Origin of the sequence: Enterobacter sp. ENT03 (assembly GCF_019218745.1) — a bacterium.
In the GTDB taxonomy this organism is placed as follows: Bacteria; Pseudomonadota; Gammaproteobacteria; order Enterobacterales; family Enterobacteriaceae; genus Enterobacter_D.
The window spans coordinates 134,164-153,210 of record NZ_JAHUXA010000010.1 but is presented as its reverse complement, the minus strand read 5'-3'; the positions used below and the strand labels follow the sequence as shown (position 1 = coordinate 153,210).

The following is a 19,047-nucleotide window of genomic DNA, read 5'->3' as shown; positions in this document are numbered from 1 at the left end:
CTGGCGTGGTTATTCGTTAAACTACGCCGGTTGTCGCAGCAGCAAAAACGGCTGCGCAACCGGCTGATGACCCGCCAGGGGCTCAGGCCTGGCCGCCGGACACGCCGACGGCATTACCGGAAGGAGTGAGCATGTCTTCGCAGTTAATCGACTGGGATCTGGCCCTGATCCAGAAATATAACTATTCCGGGCCGCGTTATACGTCATACCCGACCGCGCTGGAGTTCGCCGAATCCTACGGTGAACCGCAGTTTCTGGAGGCTGTCACCCGCTATCCCGAGCGCCCGCTGTCGCTGTATGTCCATATTCCGTTTTGCCACAAGCTCTGCTATTTCTGTGGCTGCAATAAAATTGTCACCCGCCAGCAGCATAAAGCCGATCAATACCTGGATGCGCTGGAGCAGGAAATTATCCACCGTGCGCCGCTGTTTGCCGGGCGTCACGTCAGCCAGTTGCACTGGGGTGGCGGTACGCCAACCTATCTTAATAAAGCCCAGATCAGCCGCCTGATGCAGATCCTGCGTTCGCAGTTCAGCTTTAATGCGGATGCCGAAATCTCTATTGAAGTTGATCCGCGTGAAATCGAACTTGATGTGCTCGACCACCTGCGTCACGAAGGCTTTAACCGCCTGAGCATGGGCGTGCAGGACTTCAACAAAGAAGTGCAGCGCCTGGTAAACCGTGAGCAGGATGAAGAATTTATCTTTGCGCTGATCAAACGCGCGCGCGACATCGGCTTTACCTCGACCAATATCGATCTGATTTATGGCCTGCCGAAGCAGACGCCGGAAAGCTTTGCCTTCACACTCAAACGCGTGGCGGAGCTCAGCCCTGATCGCCTGAGCGTGTTCAACTACGCGCATTTACCAACGCTCTTCGCCGCCCAGCGCAAAATCAAAGATGCGGATCTGCCGACCGCGCAGCAGAAACTGGATATTCTGCAGGCGACGATTTCATCGCTGACTGATTCAGGCTATCAATTTATTGGTATGGACCACTTTGCCCGCCCGGATGACGAGCTGGCCGTGGCGCAGCGTGAAGGCGTGCTGCACCGCAACTTCCAGGGTTATACCACGCAGGGCGATACCGATCTGCTTGGCTTTGGCGTCTCGGCCATCAGCATGATTGGCGACAGCTATGCGCAAAACCAGAAAGAGCTGAAGCGCTACTATCAGCAGGTCGATGAAACCGGTAACGCCCTGTGGCGTGGCATCGCGCTCACCCGTGACGACTGTATCCGCCGCGATGTCATCAAAGCGCTGATCTGCAATTTCCGCCTGGAATACGCCGCCGTCGAACGCGCATGGGATGTAGATTTCCAGGACTATTTTGCTGAGGATTTAAAACTGCTCGCACCGCTGGCGAAAGACGGGCTGGTGGATGTGGATGAAAAGGGGATTCAGGTGACGCCCAAGGGCCGTCTGTTGATCCGCAACATCTGCATGTGCTTCGATGCCTATCTGCGTCAGAAAGCGCGAATGCAGCAGTTTTCACGCGTCATATAAGCGTATCCCCTCGCCAGGAGGGGATACGGTTTAACTGAGCAGCCCGACCAGCGCCGCGCACAGCACGGCCGCGATTGCCGTATGGGGCGTCTGGCTGGCTGCAGCGGTGACGTCTGCGCCGCTTGATACAAAATGAATTAATGATCCCAGCATGATCTCTCTCCCGCATAAACGCGCCCGATCATACTCATCTCATCCGCACAGTAAAGCTCAAAATAGCAGCAATTTGCGGCTATGAAGCCATCTTTACATACACGCCGAAAATCATTCCATACCGAGCTCTTTCAGCTTGCGCGTGAGGGTATTACGACCCCAGCCGAGCAGGCGGGCAGCTTCCTGTTTATGCCCCTGCGTATGGCGCAATGCCGTGGTGAGCAGCGTGCGCTCCATCTCCGGCTGTGCTTCCGATAGCAGGTTTTGATGACCGGAACGCAGCGCGCGATCGGCCCATTGCGCCAGCAGCGTGGCCCAGTTATCAGGCAGCGTCTGCGATGGGCTGTCGGGAATAGTGCTTTCGAACAGCTCTCCCGGCAGATCCTGAATCAGCACTTCCTGTCCTGCTGCCATCACCGTCAGCCAGCGACAGGTATTTTCTAATTGCCGCACGTTACCCGGCCAGGCCACGCGCGTCAGGGCGGCTTCCGTTTCTGGATGCAGTTGCTTGGCTTCCACACCCAGCTCGCGGGCGGCGACCTGTAAGAAATGACGCGCCAGACGCGGAATATCTTCCCGACGTTCGCGCAGCGGCGGCAGATGCACGCGGATCACGTTCAGGCGATGGAATAAATCCTCGCGGAATTTTCCTTCCTGCACGCGCAGCTCCAGATTCTGGTGCGTGGCGGCGATAATACGCACATCGACTTTGACCGGCGCGAACCCCCCGACGCGGTAGAACTGCCCGTCTGCCAGCACGCGCAGTAAGCGGGTCTGTACATCCAGCGGCATGTCGCCTATCTCATCGAGAAATAACGTGCCGCCATCGGCCTGCTCAAAGCGCCCCTGACGAATGGTATTTGCCCCGGTAAAGGCACCTTTCTCATGACCAAAGAGTTCGGATTCGATCAAATCCTTGGGGATGGCCGCCATATTCAGCGCGATAAACGGTGCTTTCACGCGTGGGCTGTGGCGATGCAGAGCATGGGCAACCAGCTCTTTACCGGTCCCGGACTCACCGTTAATCAGCACGCTGATGGATGAGCGCGACAAACGGCCAATAATGCGGAACACGTCCTGCATCGCCGGCGCTTCGCCAATAATATCGGTAGTCGGGCCGAAGACCGGCACATTGCGCGGCTGCTGCTGTTCCTGATAATGGCTGATCGCCCGTTCAACCAGCGCCACGGCCTCATCAATATCAAAGGGTTTCGGCAGGTAATCAAACGCCCCTTGCTGATAGGCGCTGACCGCCGCATCCAGATCGGAGTGCGCCGTCATTATGATGACCGGGAGCATGGGATGCCGTTGTTTGATCTGTTTGAGCAGGGCGAGACCATCCATTCCGGGCATTCGAATATCCGACAACAGGACATCCGGGGTTTTTGTGGTCAGTGCATCAAGCACTTCATTGCCACTTTCAAAGGTCGTACAAGTCAAGCCAGCCCCGGTGAGCGCGCGTTCCAGCACCCAGCGGATGGAGCTATCGTCATCAACGATCCAGACTATCCCTCGCTGCATAAATACCTCTACTTCCGAATAGGCAGGAACACCGAGAATTCGGTATGTCCTGGCCAACTGGTGAATTCAATTTTGCCGGAGTGTTGATCAATCAAATTGCGGGCAATGGATAGCCCAAGCCCGGTACCGCCTTCACGGCCGCTGACCATCGGGTAAAACAGCGTGTCCTGCAAATGCGACGGTATGCCCGGCCCGTTATCTTCAACATCAATGCGGGCGGCGAGGCGATAGCGCACGCCGTGCAAGGTCAGCTGGAAGGCCGTCCGGGTGCGCAGCACAATCGCGCCCCCGTCAGGGCCAAGCGCCTGCAGGGCATTGCGCACAATATTCAGTAAAACTTGCTCTATCTGGTCGGGATCGTGCGGTAATTCAGGCAGGCTGGGATCATAATCGCGTACCAGAGTGACGTTTTCCGGCAACTCCATCGACACCAGATTCACCACGCGCTCCGCCACCTTATGGATACTTTCCGTGACGTGCATGCCCGGCTGCTGTGGACCTAACAGGCGGTCCACCAGATTTCGTAGCCGGTCTGCCTGTTCAATAATGACTTTGGTGTATTCCATCAGCGACGGGTCAGGCAGCGCTTTGCTGAGCAACTGCGCTGCGCCGCGTAAACCGCCCAGCGGATTTTTAATTTCATGAGCCAGACCACGTACCAGGTCGCGAGCGGCGATCTGCTGGGCGTGCTGTAACTGCTCCTGGCTCAGGCGTCGCTGATTATCCATTGGCGCCATCTCCAGCAGGATCAGACCTTCTGGCAGGCGTTGCGCTGTCAGGGAAAGAATATGTGAGCGGCCATCGATCACCAGCGTCACTTCGTTATCAGTAAAGCCTTGTCCGGCCTGCAAACTTTCCTGCATCAGGCCAATATTCAGCGAAAAATAACTCAGTAGCTCGGGTAACGGCGTGCCAAATAGCTTGCGTGAACTTTGGGCCAGCAACTGTTGTGCGGCCGGATTCGCATAGTGAATTGCCAGGTCATCATCGACCAGCAAAATACTGTTGATCAGAGAATTGAGGATCTGCCCAGCATCGGGCACCACGCCTGTTGCCATTCAGCAGTCTCCTTAGTGTGCACCAATACAGTGCATTATAAGTGTAAGTCGGTGAATTGTTCGCAAATATGCGCCTGGCGTGGAGAAAAAAGCCCATCCTGAGATGGGCTAAAGTTCCACGGCAACAAAAAATTCTCTGGCGTCTTTCTCGCCGCAGCTGTGTTGGCTGCCTTCGCTCACCCCGGTCACATAGTTACCTATGCTCCCGGGGATTCACTCAGTTGCCGCCTTGCTGCGACAAGAAATTCACCGAGTCTTAATAATTAAACGCTGTAATACAGTTCAAACTCTACCGGGTGCGGCGTCATGCGCACACGGTCGTTTTCTTCGGTACGCAGAGCGATGTAAGCATCGATCGCGTCGTTAGTGAATACGCCGCCTGCGGTCAGGAACTCACGGTCTGCGTCCAGCGCATTCAGTGCTTCTTCCAGAGAACCTGCAACCTGTGGGATCTCTGCAGCTTCTTCCGGCGGCAGGTCATACAGGTTTTTGTCCATCGCTTCGCCTGGGTGGATTTTGTTCTTGATACCGTCAAGGCCGGCCATCAGCAGTGCAGCGAAGCACAGGTACGGGTTAGCCGCTGGATCCGGGAAGCGCACTTCGATACGACGCGCTTTCGGTGAAGCAACAACCGGAATACGGATAGAGGCAGAACGGTTACGGGCAGAGTAAGCCAGCATAACCGGTGCTTCGTAACCCGGGACCAGACGCTTGTAAGAGTTGGTGGTCGGGTTCGCCAGGGCGTTGATCGCTTTCGCGTGCTTGATCACGCCTCCGATGTAGAACAGAGCCTGTTCAGACAGACCGGCATATTTGTCGCCAGAGAACAGGTTGGTGCCGTTCTTGGACAGGGACATGTGGCAGTGCATACCGGAGCCGTTATCACCGAACATTGGTTTCGGCATAAAGGTCGCGGTTTTACCGAAGCGGTGTGCGACGTTGTGCACCACATATTTGTAGATCTGAATTTCATCCGCTTTTTTGGTCATGGTATTGAAGCGGGTTGCCACTTCGTTCTGACCGGCGGTGGCCACTTCGTGGTGGTGAGCTTCAACGACCAGGCCCATCTCTTCCATCACCAGACACATGGTGGAGCGCAGATCCTGTGCGGAGTCGACCGGTGGAACCGGGAAGTAACCGCCTTTTACTGCCGGACGGTGACCTTTGTTACCGCCTTCGTATTTGGTGCCGGTGTTCCATGCGCCTTCGATGTCATCGATAGCCACGTGAGAACCGGAGATGGAGCTGCCGAAGCGGATATCGTCGAACAGGAAGAATTCGGGTTCTGGCCCGAACAGTACGGTGTCGGCAATCCCGGTAGAACGCAGGTACTCTTCAGCGCGTTTAGCGATGGAACGCGGGTCACGGTCATAGCCCTGCAGCGTGCCTGGTTCCAGGATGTCGCAGCGGATGATCAGGGTGGTTTCTTCGTAGAACGGGTCAATAACAGCGGTAGTCGCGTCAGGCATCAACACCATGTCGGATTCATTGATACCTTTCCAGCCACCAATCGAGGAGCCATCAAACATTTTGCCTTCTTCGAAGAATTCGGCATTAACCTGATGGGACGGGATAGTGACGTGCTGCTCTTTACCTTTAGTATCGGTGAAGCGCAAATCAACAAACTTCACTTCATGTTCATTCAGCATCGTCAAAACGTGTTCAGCGGACATACTTAACTCTCCCGGATTTTGTCATAGTCGTCGTGGTAACGAGGTCAGAAAACACTGCTTATAATTGGCATTGTTGCTCTGAAATATACAAAGCGAAATCTGTGCCAACTTTTAAAACACCCCCAAAAGGCGTTATCATGCATGTCATAGTGCAAAAGGGCTGCACCACGATGGAAACATTGCACCAGTATAGTGCTTCGGGATGAACATGAAGCACTATATTGGTGCAATTTTCGTTAAGGCACCCCTTTACCGCGCCGTGAAAGCGATCACAAAGCCTTACTTTCCGTATTGTTTGTAAGAGATCTTTGTGATCCTGTTCTGTACTGCGATTAATACGTGTACAATAACGCGCTATTTCTAATGCCTGAGGCAAAGTTGTGATCGAAAATTTGCGTAACATCGCCATCATTGCTCACGTTGACCACGGTAAAACTACCCTGGTTGACAAGCTCCTGCAGCAATCCGGTACTTTCAGTAACGAACGTGCTGAAGCTACCGAACGCGTGATGGACTCCAACGATTTGGAGAAAGAGCGTGGGATTACCATCCTCGCTAAAAACACCGCTATTAAATGGAATGACTACCGTATCAACATCGTTGATACCCCGGGTCACGCCGACTTCGGTGGTGAAGTTGAACGTGTTATGTCCATGGTAGACTCCGTGCTGCTGGTGGTTGACGCAATGGATGGCCCAATGCCGCAGACTCGCTTTGTTACCAAAAAAGCGTTTGCACACGGCCTGAAGCCGATTGTTGTTATTAACAAAGTTGACCGTCCTGGCGCGCGTCCGGACTGGGTTGTTGATCAGGTATTTGACCTGTTCGTTAACCTCGACGCGACTGACGAGCAGCTCGATTTCCCTATCATCTATGCATCTGCACTGATGGGTATCGCCGGTAACGATCACACTGATATGGCGGAAGACATGACCCCGCTGTACCAGGCGATTGTTGACCATGTACCTGCACCGAACGTTGACCTTGATGGTCCGTTGCAGATGCAAATCTCCCAGCTGGATTACAACAACTATGTTGGTGTTATCGGCATCGGCCGCATCAAACGCGGCAAGGTGAAACCGAACCAGCAAGTGACCATTATCGACAGCGAAGGTAAAACGCGTAACGGTAAAGTGGGTAAAGTCCTGGGCCACCTCGGTCTGGAACGTATCGAAGCCACTGAAGCTGAAGCGGGCGACATCATCGCCATCACCGGTCTGGGCGAACTGAACATCTCCGACACCATCTGCGATCCGCAGAATGTCGAAGCGTTGCCGGCGCTGTCTGTTGATGAACCGACAGTAACCATGTTCTTCAACGTCAACACCTCTCCGTTCTGTGGCAAAGAAGGTAAATTCGTTACCTCTCGTCAGATCCTTGACCGCCTGAACAAAGAGCTGGTGCACAACGTGGCACTGCGCGTTGAAGAAACTGAAGATGCGGATGCGTTCCGTGTATCCGGTCGTGGCGAACTGCACCTGTCCGTGCTTATCGAAAACATGCGTCGTGAAGGCTTTGAGCTGGCGGTTTCCCGTCCGAAAGTTATCAACCGTATGATCGATGGCCGTCTGCAAGAGCCGTTCGAAAACGTGACGCTGGACATCGAAGAACAGCACCAGGGCGCGGTAATGCAGGCAATGGGCGAGCGTAAGGGCGATGTCAAAGACATGATCCCTGACGGCAAAGGCCGTATTCGTCTGGATTACCTGATCCCAGCTCGTGGCCTGATCGGCTTCCGTACCGAGTTCATGACCATGACCTCCGGTACCGGTCTGCTGTACTCCACCTTCAGCCACTACGATGATGTTAAACCGGGTGAAATCGGCCAGCGCCAGAACGGCGTGCTGATCTCCAACGGTCAGGGTAAAGCAGTCGCGTTTGCGCTGTTCAGCCTGCAGGATCGCGGTAAGCTGTTCCTGGGTCACGGTGCAGAAGTGTACGAAGGCCAGATCATCGGTATTCACAGCCGTTCTAACGATCTGACAGTGAACTGTCTGACCGGTAAGAAGCTGACCAACATGCGTGCTTCTGGTACTGACGAAGCAACCACGCTGGTTCCGCCGTTGAAGATGTCTCTGGAGCAGGCGCTTGAGTTTATCGATGACGACGAACTGGTAGAAGTTACCCCGACGTCGGTTCGTATTCGTAAACGTCACCTGACCGAAAACGACCGTAAACGCGCGATGCGCGGTCCGAAAGACGCGTAAGCCGATTTCGTACTAAAAACGAAGCCCCGTCTGCGAAGACGGGGCTTTTTTTATGCTCTCTGCCAGCGTTATGCTGCTTCTGTTGAACAGACCGGTTCAACACTTCCATTCAATGACAAACAGGAAAAGGATGAGTTATGGACGAACATCATCAACCCTTCGAGCAGCTTAAACAAATAAGCGACAGTGGCAGCGAGTTTTGGTCAGCACGCGATCTTTCACGCTTACTGGAGTACTCCGAGTATCGACATTTTTCTCCGGTCCTTAAGCGAGCACAAGAGGCTTGTCTCAATAGCGGGCATGTAAGGGATGACCATTTCGAGGATGTCCTCGAAATGGTCCAGATTGGATCAGGTGCACACAGGGAAATTAAAGATGTCAGGCTTTCCCGCTATGCCTGTTACCTGGTGGTGCAGAATGGCGATCCCACCAAACCTGTGGTTGCCGCAGGTCAAACCTACTTTGCGTTGCAAACCCGCAGACAGGAGTTAGCCGACGATGCCGCATTCAAACAGCTTCGCGAGGATGAAAAGCGGCTTTTTTTACGCAATGAGTTAAAAGAGCATAACAAGCAACTGGTTGAAACCGCGCAGCAGGCGGGCGTCGAAACGACTTTAGATTTCGCCGTCTTCCAGAACCACGGCTATCAGGGACTGTATGGCGGCATGGATCAGAAGGCGATCCACGAACATAAAGGATTAAAAAAGAGCCAGCGCATCCTCGATCATATGGGGGCGACGGAGCTTGCCGCAAACCTCTTTCGCGCCACGCAGACGGATGAAAAATTACGTCGCGATCGCGTCTGCACAAAACAGCATGCAAATCAGACCCACTTTGATGTCGGTAAAAAAGTGCGTCAAACCATCCAGGATCTGGGTGGCACGATGCCGGAACATCTGCCGACGCCCGAAAAAAGCATCAAGCAGCTCAATACTGCGGCAAAAAAACTAAACAAATAAATCGCGTGTAAAGCCATCACCCCGTCTGTGAAGACGGGGCTTTTTTATTTCCGTTCTACGCCTTTACCGCGGGTGTTTCCCCTTGTGCGAACCTCGCGCCGTCTGCGCCCTGTTTTTTCCGCTCCCCGATCTCCGCAATAATCATCGCAAAGCGTTGCTCATTGAGTTTGTAAAACAGCCCCATGGTGATTGCGGCGATAATGGCCAGCGCGCAAGGCCAGAGAAAGATCAGCTGTCGCAGGCCGAGCAGCGTACCGGCGCTCTGAATGGCGTTCGGGATATAACCGATTTGCGTCAGCATGATGCCCGGCAGAAAACCCGCCAGCGCGGCGGAGATTTTGCGCGAAAAGGTATACCCGGTGTAAACCGACCCTTCGGCGCGGATCCCGGTTTTCCACTCGCCATAATCTACCGTATCCGGCACCAGCGCCCAGTTCAGGCTGTTCACAAACGCCGTGCCGAAAAAGGCCATGCAAGAGAACAACACAAACAGCAGCGAACTGCTGCCCCAGACGAAATTCAGCACATCGCCCACCGCCCACAGCATCAGGCCGCCCAGATACACCTGCTTTTTGCCGAAGCGCTTAACCACGCCCGGCACCAGAAACACGCCGACCAGAATGCAGCCCATACTGAAAAATCCCATCCACGACAGCAGATGAATATCGTTGAGCACGTACTGGGTGTAATAGACCTGGATGGCGAGTTTGATATTGAAGGCCGCCAGCGTACACAGATTCGCAATGCACAACACCAGCAACGGCGGATTGCGGAAAATCGCGCAGAAGGAGTTCATGATGCCCGGTTTATGATGATCGGGCGTGACCTCGACATAGCGCTCCTTCACGCCGCGGTAGCACCACCACATGCAGAACAGGCCACCGATGACAAACACCAGCGCCGCCACCTGATAGCCAAGTGCGGGCCTGCCGGTGAACAGTGCCTGGATCGGCATAAAACCCACCGTACACAGCAAAAGTCCGACCGTCGCGCCGCCCTGACGCCACGCCGCCAGATGCGCGCGCTCCTGCGGATTTTTGGTGATCGCCGGTACCATCGCGCCGTATGAACAGTTCATCAGGCTGTAGCACAGCCCGAACAGCATAAACAGCCCGGTGGCGATAGCGGTTTTCACCGTCAGGGTAAAGTCATTCGCCATAAACTGCGCGCTGGCCACCAGCGCCACCGGGAACGCGGCGTACAGAATAAACGGCCTGAATTTGCCCTGCGCGCCAATGTTGCGCCGCGAATCCAGCAGCACGCCGGTCAGCATATCGGTGAAGGCGGTGAAAAACTTCGCCACCAGGAAGATGAGCCCACCGTAAAAGGCGGGCATCCCTAACTCATCGGTATAAAACTTGAGTAAATACAGGGTGCCGATACACAACATTAAATTGGAGCCAAAATCACCCATTCCATAGGCGACTTTTTCACGCAGGCTCAGTTTCAGGGTTAACGGATCATGGGTCGTCATAATCGTTCCTCATGACGCCCCGCAGGGCGTCATCGTCTGTTGCATTACGCCATCTGCTTACGGCTTTCTATTTCGGCAACGATACGGACATACATTTTTTCGTTGAGGTTATAGAACAGGCCCATGGCGATAATCGTCACCACCGCCAGCGCGCAGGGCCAGATAAAGATCAGCTGGCGCAGGCCTTCCTGCGTATCGGCCGACTGCACGACGTTAGGGATGTAGCCGATTTGCGTCAGCATCAGGCCGGGGAAAAAGCCCGCCAGCGCCTGGGACACTTTGCGAAAGAAGGTAAAGCCGGTGTACACCGTCCCTTCCGATCGCACCCCGGTGCGCCATTCGCCGTATTCCACGGTATCGGACACCAGCGCCCAATTGAGGCTGTTCACAAAGGCTGAACCGAAAAACGCCAGGCAGGAGAACGCCACAAAGCTCACCGAACCGCCGCCGAAGAAGTAGTTCAGCACGTCGCCCGCCACCCAAATCAGCAGTCCACCGATATAGACCTTCTTCTTGCCGAAACGCCTGACCGCGCCGGGCATCATAAATACGCCGACGAAAATGCAGCCCATGCTGAAAAAGCCCATATACGACAGTAAAATGGGATCGTTTAACACGTACTGGGTGTAATAGACCTGAATGGCGAGTTTGACGTTAAACGCGCCGAGGGTGCACAGGTTGGCAATACAGAGAATAAACAGCGGACGGTTACCGGCAATGGCGCGGAATGACTGCAACAGGCCCGGTTTTTGTGCGGCGTGCGCTGGTGGTGCCTCAACGTAACGCTCAGTGACGCCGCGATAGCACAGCCACATAAACAGCAGACCAAACACTGAAAACAGCGTCGCCGCGAAGATATAGCCCAGCTGCGGATTATCTTCCACCAGGTTCATTACCGGCACAAAGCCCACGGTACACAGCAGCAGCCCCAGCGTCGCGCCGCCCTGACGCCACGCCGCCAGCGACGCACGCTCGTCCGGGTTTTTGGTGATCGCCGGGACCATCGCGCCGTAAGAGCAGTTCATCATGCTGAAGAACAGGCCGTACAGCATAAACAGCACCGTCGCCATCACCGTCTTGCCGGTGATCTCAAACGGCGTGCCGACAAAGTTGGCGATGGCCAGCAGCGTCACCGGAAACGCGGCATAAAGCACGAACGGGCGGAACTTGCCCTTCGGCCCGATCTTACGCCGTGAATCCAGCATGATGCCGGTGCCCATATCGGTGAAGGCGGTAAAGAACTTGGCGATCAAAAAGATAATGCCGCCGTAAGTTCCCGGCAGACCGAGCACATCCGTATAGAACTTCAGTAAATAGAGCGTGCCAATATCCAGCAGGATATTGGAGCCGAGATCGCCCATGCCATAGGCGAGCTTCTCTTTAAACGGCAACCGCAGGGTTGCCGGATCGGTAGACTGACTCATGATCGTTCCTCGCAGGATGCGGTTCAGAGCGCGCGTAACGTACAAAACAGCGCGGCCCACTCACTGTCGGCGCGATAAAATACCGGCGGCTTACCTAATGGCGCGTCCACGGTAATATCGCCCCCGCCACAGGTTTCCCCGGTCCACAGGTTGACCCACGCATCCGGCGGCAGATAGAGCGTCCAGGTTTTACATCCCTGCTCATGTACCGGCGCGACCAGCAGATCGCGGCCAAACAGATACTGATACTTCAGCGCATAGCAACGCGCGTCGTCTTCGTAGTGCAGGAACAGCGGACGCATCACCGGCAGGCCGCTTTTCGCATTCTGCGCCACGGCGGCTTTGATATAAGGTTTCAGAGTGGTGAAGACGGTGGTCATGCGGGCGAAATGGGCGATGGTTTCCGCGTCGCCATCAAACTGCCAGTTATCGCCGGGTCGGTTGCCCTCGTGGGTGCGCATCATCGGCGTGAAAGCGCTGAAATCGCACCAGCGCAGCAACAGTTCTTTGCTGCGTTTCATGTCGAACAGCGTGGTATAACCGCCGATGTCACTGTGATGTAAGCCGTGACCGGTCATCGCCAGCGACAGCGCCGCAGGCACCACTGACGCCAGCCCGTCGTCCAGACTCCAGTCAACGTTCTGATCCCCGGCCCACATCATGGTGGAATATTTCTGGCTGCCGGTGCCGCCCGCGCGCATAAAGAACAGGATCTCGCCGAGTTTGCCGCTCTCCTGCAACGCCTCGTAGTTGCACTTCGCCCACAGCGCAGGCCAGGCGTTATGCATGATCTCCGCGCTGACGCCGTTATGCAGCACGGTATCGGTCGGCAGGTATTCGCCAAAGTCGGCCATCCAGCCGCCGCAGCCCAGCGCGATCATGTTCTGCTTAATGATATTTTTGAACCAGTCATAGGCGGCAGGGTTGGTCAGATCCACCACGCCGCCGTAAAACTCGCCGAACTCCACCAGATAATCATTGCCGTCGCGATCTTTCGCCAGATAGCCGAGGCGCGCCGCCTCCGCGCACAGTTCGCGGTCGCTGGCGACATAAGGATTGATATAGGAGAGGAACTGCACGCCTTCTTCCTTCCACTGCGCGAGGCGGGAATCCAGCTGCGGATAGTTATTGCTGTCCCATTTCCAGTTCCACATCACGCGCTTGCCAAAGGACGTCATGCGGATGCCGGACCAGTCCTGCGCCCAGATGCCGTTCACCTTCACGCCGCCGTTGCGCATGGTGTCGAGCTTTTGCTGGCACACGTCCGTACCGCCCTGAATGCCGAGCGTCACGCCGTCATACACCCAGTCCGGCAGCTCCGGCTGACGGCCCAGCAGCGCGGTGAGTTTTTCCAGCAGCTGAATGTAGGTGGGCGCGCACTCGAAACGCAGCGTGGCCTGATTTTCCCAGATCGCCAGTTCGTGATACTCCGGCGCGCTGAAATCGAAATTCATATAGCAGCTGTTGTCCACGTGGCAGTAATACTTCTGCGTACTGACAAAGGTCGGCTGCGGGAAGAAGGTCCAGTAATAATCGCCGCCCGCATTCTCTTTGCAGTCTGCCTGCCAGGTGACCAGCGTTTGCTTATTGCGGCCCACGCCCTGCTCGCTGGTCCACAGCGGGAAGGGTTTGCCGCGCAGATCGAAATACGAAAACTGCTCGCCGCAGCCGTAAATATGATCCTCAGGATTGGCCGCCAGCCGCAGCCAGATGCGGTTATGGGCCGCGTCATCGTTTTGCAGCGTCAGTTGCAGACGCCCCGCGTCATCGACGCCGATTTTCAGCGTCGCGCTCACCGCATCGCCGCGCCCGAAGCGCACCGTCCAGCCCGCGTCATGGGCCTGAACAGTGACATCCGTCAGGGCGATTTTTTCATTGAGCCGATCCTGAATGCTGAAGTTGCCGCGGAACATCTCAATATCCGCCGTGCCTGCGCCGGTCCATAAACAGGCGGCGTCCGGCGTATGACGCAGGATCAACCGCTGCTGGTAGGTTAAAGAAAAGCCGCCCGGGCTGGTGGTCAGCGCCAGAGCAGATAAGTCAGGGTGTAGGGTACGCATAATGACCTCTGTCGGTTTTATTGTTTATTTAGCGTTGCAATCCAGCAGCCCGGCGGCGACCGCAGGAGCGAGGCCGGGAGCCAGCGGCAGGCGAGGGATCACCAGACAATGCAGCAGGTGATAAATGTCCTGCTTGCCGTCCCACACTTTGGTGGTGACCTTGTTATCCGTATCCAGCTCCTGCCACCACGAACCGTTTTCGTAGTCGATGAGATATTTCATGCAGTAATCCCACCATTTCTGATACCAGGCTTCGTACTGCGCGTCGCCCGTGACGCTCCACAGGGCGTAAGCGGTGCCCATCGCTTCGACGATCGGCCAGCGCACGCGCTCGCGCACAATCGGCTTGCCGTCCCAGCCGACGGAATAGACAAAACCATCTGCGCCATCCGGTGCCCAGGCGTCGCGGATCGTGGCGTGGAACAGGCCTTTCGCGTCTTCCAGTAACCAGTCGGGTGGCGTCTCACCGCGGGCTTCCAGCGCGGCGCGCAGATGCAGCATCAGACGACCCCATTCGATCCAGTGGCCGGGCGTGCCGCCATAGGCGCGGAAGCGGTGGGCGGGATTGTCTTTGTTGTAATCGCGGATCGGGTTCCACTGGGTGTCGAAATGCTCGTTGACGCGGTACTCACTCTTTCTGGCGACGTCATGAATAATCACCGAGGCGATGCGCAGCGCCCGGTTGAGCCATTTGCGATCCTGGGTAACGTCATAAACAATCAGAAAGGCTTCCACCGCGTGCATATTGGCGTTGCCGCCACGGTACGCTTCGGTCTGGCTGAAGGCTTCATCCCAGGACTCGAGGCACATTTGCTCCGTTTCGCTCCAGAAATAGCGCTCGATCACCGCAATGGCATCATCCAGTAACGCCCGCGCGCCAGGATGTCCGGTGGTCACCGCGCTCGCCGCGCCCAGCAGCACAAAGAAATGCTGATAACCCTGCTTGGAGGCATCCATCACCCCTTCGTCATTGACGCAGGCGTACCAGCCGCCGTACTGCTTATCGCGCAGCGCGCCGTTCAGCGCGTTAATGCCGTGATCCACCAGTTCATAGGCACCGGGGCGGCCCATTCCGGCGGCCACGGCGTACACATGCAGCATGCGGGCGGTGATCCACAGGTGGGTGCCCACATCCGTTTTGACCTGACCGGTATTGCCCAGCCAGCCGAAACCGGTCGGCACCACGGCTTTTTTGCCGAAGTCGAAAATGCGGTCCGTTTCCTGTTCCAGCCAGCGGTTGTGGCTTAGCGTGTTAAACCATTTCATGTGTCTCTCCTCAGCGCGCCGCCATCATCTCGTCAACAATGTCCCCTAAGCGTTGCAGCTTAGGCGCGGCGACATCCCGCAGCATCAGTGCAGTGTCCGGCAGCCCGACCACCGACGACCACACCGCGCGACCCGCCAGAAAACCGGACGCGCCCGCGCTCATCGCCACCCGCACGGCGCGGGGGAAGAGTTTTTCATCGACGCCGGACGAGAGGATCACCCACGGCATGGCGATGTGATCGTTCAGCCGTTGGGACGCGGCGAGCAGCGTCGGCGTATCGCCTTTGCCGCACAGCGGCATTTCCACTTTGTAGAGATCGGCGCCGCTGTCGCCCAGTTCTTTCGCCGCATCAATAATCGCCTGCTCGCGATCGAATTTATCGCCACGGCGCGGCGGGCGTACCACCGGTTCAATGATGCTGAGCAGGCCGTTGGCATGGCACAGCTGATTAAATTCCCGCACCATTGCCAGACGCTGATCGGCGTCTTCATCACGGCGCCACAGCACCAGCAGTTTCAGCGCTTTTGCGCCGTCGCGTTTCACCGCCTGCGGATCGACCGTCTTATCGATGATTACGCTGTCCACCGGAATACCGTTGCCGGGAATAAACGCATCGGCGGCGACGATCATCCCGCAGGATGGCGCGATCGCCTGCTGCTCCACCACCTGGCGGTAACAGAACTGCTGATCGACGAGGATCGCCGATGCAAAGGGGGATAAGGTTCTGGCGGCATTAACTTTGAAATCCGTCAGCACTCCATCGGCTACCGGCTGTGGCGCACCGGCTGCCGCGAACATCAGGCGCATCGCTTCGCGTTGGTCAACGGCCAGCATCGCAAAGCCGCCGGAGGGTCGGGTAATGTCTTTAAGCGTGTAAGTCGTCATACTTCAGTCCTTTTACAGCATTACTGGGATACGAGAGGAGTGAGGCCAGCGCTGATGCGGGCCTGCTCTAAGATGGCGGTCCAGTCCTGACGACCGCGTCCGGCGGCACGCGCCTGGTTATAGACTTCACGCGACGCCGCGCCGAGCGGCATTGGCACATGCAACTGAGTGGCCACGTCGAGGGCGATCCCCAGATCCTTATGGGCGAGGTCGATCATAAAGGCCGGGGAAAGATCGCCTTTCAGCACCTTGTTCGGCCATGACGTAGTGAAATGCCCTTTGCCCGCCGGGGTGCCGCTCATCACCTGGAGCGCCACGTCAAACGACAGGCCCAGCGCTTCGCACAGCACTGCGGCTTCAGCGGAGAGGGCGTTCAGGGCGATGCTCATGTAGTTGTTGATAAGCTTCACGCGGATGCCCATCCCCGGCCCGCCCGCGTTGATAAGCTCACTGCCCATCGCCAGCAGTACTGGGCTGGCGCGCTCTACCTGCGCAGCCGTGCCGCCGGCCAGTAACAGCAATGTACCGGCCACCGCGTGATCGGAAGTGCGTCCCACCGGGGCATCCATCATCTGAAAACCTTTTGCCTGCATATCGCGGATCAGGGCATCGGTCTGTAACGGATGAATGGTGGACATGTCGATCACCAGCGCGCGGGTGGAGAGGGTTTCGCAGATGCCGCCGTCGCCGAACAGCACCTGACGCACCAGATCGCCGTTTGGCAGCATAGTGATGACGAACTCGGCAAACTCCGCCGCCTGTGCCGGAGAGCTGCACCCTACCGCGCCTTCGCGGATCACGCTCTCCATTGACGCCGGATCCACATCAAACGCCCAGACGTGATGTCCTTTCTTCAGCAGGTTTGTCGCCATCGGCGCGCCCATCTGCCCTAATCCAATAAACGCAATGCTGGCCATTTCACTCTCCTGTCGTTACTGGTTGTCAGATTATGTCGTTCATCGTGCTCTTTTGTGTCTGTTTTTGATCGTATTTGTAATTTATGGTCAAAAAATTGACAGCCGTCACTCTTTTAACAATTCAGAAAATTAAAATGGCGGCATCGTTACTCGTTTAAGGAATGACCATGGTGCGTATTGTTTGCGTCGGCATAACCGTTATGGACCGGATCTACAATGTTGAAGCGCTGCCCACGGAGGGAGGCAAATATGTGGCACATCACTATCGGGAAGTGGGTGGCGGTCCGGCAGCTACGGCGGCAGTGGCGGCGGCAAAACTGGGGGCGCAGGTGGACTTTATTGGCCGCACCGGCGATGACGCTACTGGCGACAAGCTTCTCGCGGAACTGGAGTCCCTGGGGGTAAATACCCGCTTTTGTCGGCGCGTCAAAAACGCCAGTTCCTCGCAGTCTGCCGTGCTGGTGGATGCGCAGGGCGAGCGGATCATTATTAACTATCCTGGCCCGGATCTGCCGCCCGACGCCGACTGGCTGGACGCGCTGGATTTTTCACAGTGGGACGTGGTGCTGGCGGATGTGCGCTGGCATGACGGGGCGAAACGCGCTTTTACGCTGGCGAAAAAAGCCGGAGTGATGACGGTGCTGGACGCAGACGTGACGCCGCAGGGGATTGGTGATTTAGTGGCGCTGTGCGATCACGCCGCGTTTTCTGCGCCGGGGCTGCGCCGTTTCTCCGGACATGAAGATCCGCTTGAGGGTTTGTATTATGCGAAAGCGCTCACAAATGGACAGGTCTACGTCACCTGCGGCGCGCAGGGCTGTTACTGGTTCGACGGAGCCGACTTCAGACATCAGCCGGGTTTTCGCGTGAACGTCGTCGATACCACCGGCGCGGGAGACGTCTTTCACGGCGCGCTGGCGTTCAGCCTTGCGCAACAGCAGCCCATTAACGATGCCGTTCGTTTCGCCAGCGGCGTAGCAGCGCTCAAATGCACCCGCCCCGGTGGACGGGACGGCATTCCTGATTGTGATCAAGTCCGGTCTTTTTTGTCACTTTATGTATAAAATGACCCATTAACGATGAGGTTACGAGGGAAACGCATGAGTGCCACCGAGCTGACCGGCAATCCGCGCCACGATCAACTGCTGGCGTTGATCGCAGAACGCGGTTACATGAACATTGATGAACTGGCGCAGTTGCTGGATGTCTCTACGCAGACGGTACGGCGTGATATTCGCAAACTTAGCGAGCAGGGACTGATCACCCGCCATCACGGCGGCGCTGGCCGCGCGTCGAGCGTGGTCAACACGGCGTTTGAGGAGCGGGAAATCTCGCTGACCGCCGAGAAAAAAGCCATCGCCGAAGCCATCGCCGATTACATCCCCGACGGGTCGACCATTTTCATTACCATTGGCACCACGGTGGAACATATTGCGCGGGCGCTGCTGAATCACAATCACCTGCGCATCATCACCAACAGCCTGCGGGTGGCACATATTCTCTACAAAAATACCCGTTTTGAAGTGATGGTGCCTGGCGGCACGCTGCGACCGCACAACAGCGGTATCATCGGCCCACACGCGGTGTCGTTTGTGGAAGGGTTTCGGGCGGATTACCTGATCACCAGTCTCGGCGCGATTGAAAATGACGGCACCTTGCTGGAGTTTGACGTCAATGAAGCCAGCGTCGCCCGCGCCATGATGACCCACGCCCGGCAAATCCTGGTGGCGGTGGATCACACCAAATTCACCGCCTCCGCCGCCGTGGAGATCGGCAACGTCACCCAGGCGACCGCACTGTTCACCGATAAAACCCCGCCTCAGGCGCTACACAGTCTACTGAAGAATAAGCAGATTGAATTGATTCTGGCCTCGCCGGACGATGAGATGTAGCAGGCGCACCAAAGGTGCGCTTTATGATAATTATTCGTAAAGGCTTTATATT

General features: G+C 56.4%; 15 protein-coding genes. 5 read left to right on the top strand and 10 right to left on the bottom strand.

The features are described from left to right. Window positions 1-131: 131 nt before the first annotated feature. On the top strand, window positions 132-1,505 hold the full coding sequence (gene hemN, locus KW828_RS14215; RefSeq protein WP_218336957.1) for an oxygen-independent coproporphyrinogen III oxidase: 1,374 nt from the start codon (window positions 132-134) through the stop codon (window positions 1,503-1,505). 30 nt (window positions 1,506-1,535) lie between these two features. Here hemN and KW828_RS14210 read toward each other — a convergent pair whose 3' ends face one another. The 4 genes from KW828_RS14210 to glnA all read right to left on the bottom strand — a co-directional run bounded on the left by KW828_RS14210 (window position 1,536) and on the right by glnA (window position 5,910). Further along, the gene (locus KW828_RS14210) at window positions 1,536-1,658 is read right to left on the bottom strand and encodes a YshB family small membrane protein (protein ID WP_165304126.1); all 123 of its coding nucleotides are present in this window, start codon (window positions 1,656-1,658) and stop codon (window positions 1,536-1,538) included. Window positions 1,659-1,769: 111 nt separating this feature from the next. Further along, entirely contained in the window at window positions 1,770-3,179 is a 1,410-nt protein-coding gene (glnG, locus tag KW828_RS14205; RefSeq protein WP_218336956.1) for a nitrogen regulation protein NR(I), read from the bottom strand. An 8-nt stretch (window positions 3,180-3,187) separates the two neighbouring features. Continuing rightward, window positions 3,188-4,237 (bottom strand): nitrogen regulation protein NR(II), encoded by a 1,050-nt coding sequence (gene glnL, locus KW828_RS14200; RefSeq protein ID WP_218336955.1) that lies wholly within the window; start codon window positions 4,235-4,237, stop codon window positions 3,188-3,190. A 263-nt stretch (window positions 4,238-4,500) separates the two neighbouring features. After that, on the bottom strand, window positions 4,501-5,910 hold the full coding sequence (gene glnA, locus KW828_RS14195) for a glutamate--ammonia ligase (protein ID WP_218336954.1): 1,410 nt from the start codon (window positions 5,908-5,910) through the stop codon (window positions 4,501-4,503). Window positions 5,911-6,290: 380 nt separating this feature from the next. Between glnA and typA the strand changes: the two genes are divergently transcribed. Then, window positions 6,291-8,117: a ribosome-dependent GTPase TypA gene (gene typA / locus KW828_RS14190; protein WP_218336953.1), complete on the top strand. Its 1,827-nt coding sequence runs from the start codon at window positions 6,291-6,293 to the stop codon at window positions 8,115-8,117. 137 nt (window positions 8,118-8,254) lie between these two features. Further along, window positions 8,255-9,076, top strand: coding sequence for a DNA damage-inducible protein D (gene dinD / locus KW828_RS14185; protein ID WP_218336952.1), 822 nt, complete (start codon window positions 8,255-8,257; stop codon window positions 9,074-9,076). A 55-nt stretch (window positions 9,077-9,131) separates the two neighbouring features. On the opposite strand, the gene KW828_RS14180 is transcribed toward dinD, so the two are convergent. From KW828_RS14180 to yihU, 6 genes are read right to left on the bottom strand one after another with little or no spacing between them, the layout of a single operon-like run. Further along, window positions 9,132-10,550: an MFS transporter gene (locus KW828_RS14180; protein ID WP_218336951.1), complete on the bottom strand. Its 1,419-nt coding sequence runs from the start codon at window positions 10,548-10,550 to the stop codon at window positions 9,132-9,134. A gap of 44 nt (window positions 10,551-10,594) precedes the next feature. Continuing rightward, on the bottom strand, window positions 10,595-11,974 hold the full coding sequence (locus KW828_RS14175) for an MFS transporter (RefSeq protein ID WP_218336950.1): 1,380 nt from the start codon (window positions 11,972-11,974) through the stop codon (window positions 10,595-10,597). 23 nt (window positions 11,975-11,997) lie between these two features. After that, window positions 11,998-14,034 carry an alpha-glucosidase gene (locus KW828_RS14170; protein WP_218336949.1) on the bottom strand — a complete coding sequence of 679 codons (2,037 nt, stop codon included), beginning with the start codon at window positions 14,032-14,034 and terminating at the stop codon, window positions 11,998-12,000. A 24-nt stretch (window positions 14,035-14,058) separates the two neighbouring features. After that, window positions 14,059-15,300 (bottom strand): sulfoquinovose isomerase, encoded by a 1,242-nt coding sequence (gene yihS, locus KW828_RS14165; RefSeq protein ID WP_218336948.1) that lies wholly within the window; start codon window positions 15,298-15,300, stop codon window positions 14,059-14,061. Between the two features lie 10 nt (window positions 15,301-15,310). Continuing rightward, a complete protein-coding gene (gene yihT / locus KW828_RS14160) occupies window positions 15,311-16,186 on the bottom strand; it encodes a sulfofructosephosphate aldolase (RefSeq protein ID WP_218336947.1) in 876 nt (291 codons plus the stop codon). A gap of 20 nt (window positions 16,187-16,206) precedes the next feature. Next, a complete protein-coding gene (yihU, locus tag KW828_RS14155) occupies window positions 16,207-17,103 on the bottom strand; it encodes a sulfolactaldehyde 3-reductase (RefSeq protein WP_218336946.1) in 897 nt (298 codons plus the stop codon). Between the two features lie 167 nt (window positions 17,104-17,270). Here yihU and KW828_RS14150 point away from each other — a divergent pair, with 167 nt between their 5' ends. Together KW828_RS14150 and KW828_RS14145 are read left to right on the top strand one after the other, a co-directional pair. Continuing rightward, window positions 17,271-18,167, top strand: coding sequence for a sugar kinase (locus KW828_RS14150; protein ID WP_218336945.1), 897 nt, complete (start codon window positions 17,271-17,273; stop codon window positions 18,165-18,167). A gap of 36 nt (window positions 18,168-18,203) precedes the next feature. Continuing rightward, window positions 18,204-18,995 (top strand): DeoR/GlpR family DNA-binding transcription regulator, encoded by a 792-nt coding sequence (locus KW828_RS14145; RefSeq protein WP_218336944.1) that lies wholly within the window; start codon window positions 18,204-18,206, stop codon window positions 18,993-18,995. Window positions 18,996-19,047 lie beyond the last annotated feature (52 nt).

What these genes read in the sequence shown, in the direction of transcription:
- hemN (WP_218336957.1), top strand. Translation starts at nt 132, where the DNA reads ATGTCTTCGCAGTTAATCGACTGGGATCTGGCCCTGATCCAGAAATAT.
- KW828_RS14210 (WP_165304126.1), bottom strand. Translation starts at nt 1,658, where the DNA reads ATGCTGGGATCATTAATTCATTTTGTATCAAGCGGCGCAGACGTCACC.
- glnG (WP_218336956.1), bottom strand. Translation starts at nt 3,179, where the DNA reads ATGCAGCGAGGGATAGTCTGGATCGTTGATGACGATAGCTCCATCCGC.
- glnL (WP_218336955.1), bottom strand. Translation starts at nt 4,237, where the DNA reads ATGGCAACAGGCGTGGTGCCCGATGCTGGGCAGATCCTCAATTCTCTG.
- glnA (WP_218336954.1), bottom strand. Translation starts at nt 5,910, where the DNA reads ATGTCCGCTGAACACGTTTTGACGATGCTGAATGAACATGAAGTGAAG.
- dinD (WP_218336952.1), top strand. Translation starts at nt 8,255, where the DNA reads ATGGACGAACATCATCAACCCTTCGAGCAGCTTAAACAAATAAGCGAC.
- KW828_RS14180 (WP_218336951.1), bottom strand. Translation starts at nt 10,550, where the DNA reads ATGACGACCCATGATCCGTTAACCCTGAAACTGAGCCTGCGTGAAAAA.
- KW828_RS14175 (WP_218336950.1), bottom strand. Translation starts at nt 11,974, where the DNA reads ATGAGTCAGTCTACCGATCCGGCAACCCTGCGGTTGCCGTTTAAAGAG.
- KW828_RS14170 (WP_218336949.1), bottom strand. Translation starts at nt 14,034, where the DNA reads ATGCGTACCCTACACCCTGACTTATCTGCTCTGGCGCTGACCACCAGC.
- yihS (WP_218336948.1), bottom strand. Translation starts at nt 15,300, where the DNA reads ATGAAATGGTTTAACACGCTAAGCCACAACCGCTGGCTGGAACAGGAA.
- yihT (WP_218336947.1), bottom strand. Translation starts at nt 16,186, where the DNA reads ATGACGACTTACACGCTTAAAGACATTACCCGACCCTCCGGCGGCTTT.
- yihU (WP_218336946.1), bottom strand. Translation starts at nt 17,103, where the DNA reads ATGGCCAGCATTGCGTTTATTGGATTAGGGCAGATGGGCGCGCCGATG.
- KW828_RS14150 (WP_218336945.1), top strand. Translation starts at nt 17,271, where the DNA reads ATGGTGCGTATTGTTTGCGTCGGCATAACCGTTATGGACCGGATCTAC.
- KW828_RS14145 (WP_218336944.1), top strand. Translation starts at nt 18,204, where the DNA reads ATGAGTGCCACCGAGCTGACCGGCAATCCGCGCCACGATCAACTGCTG.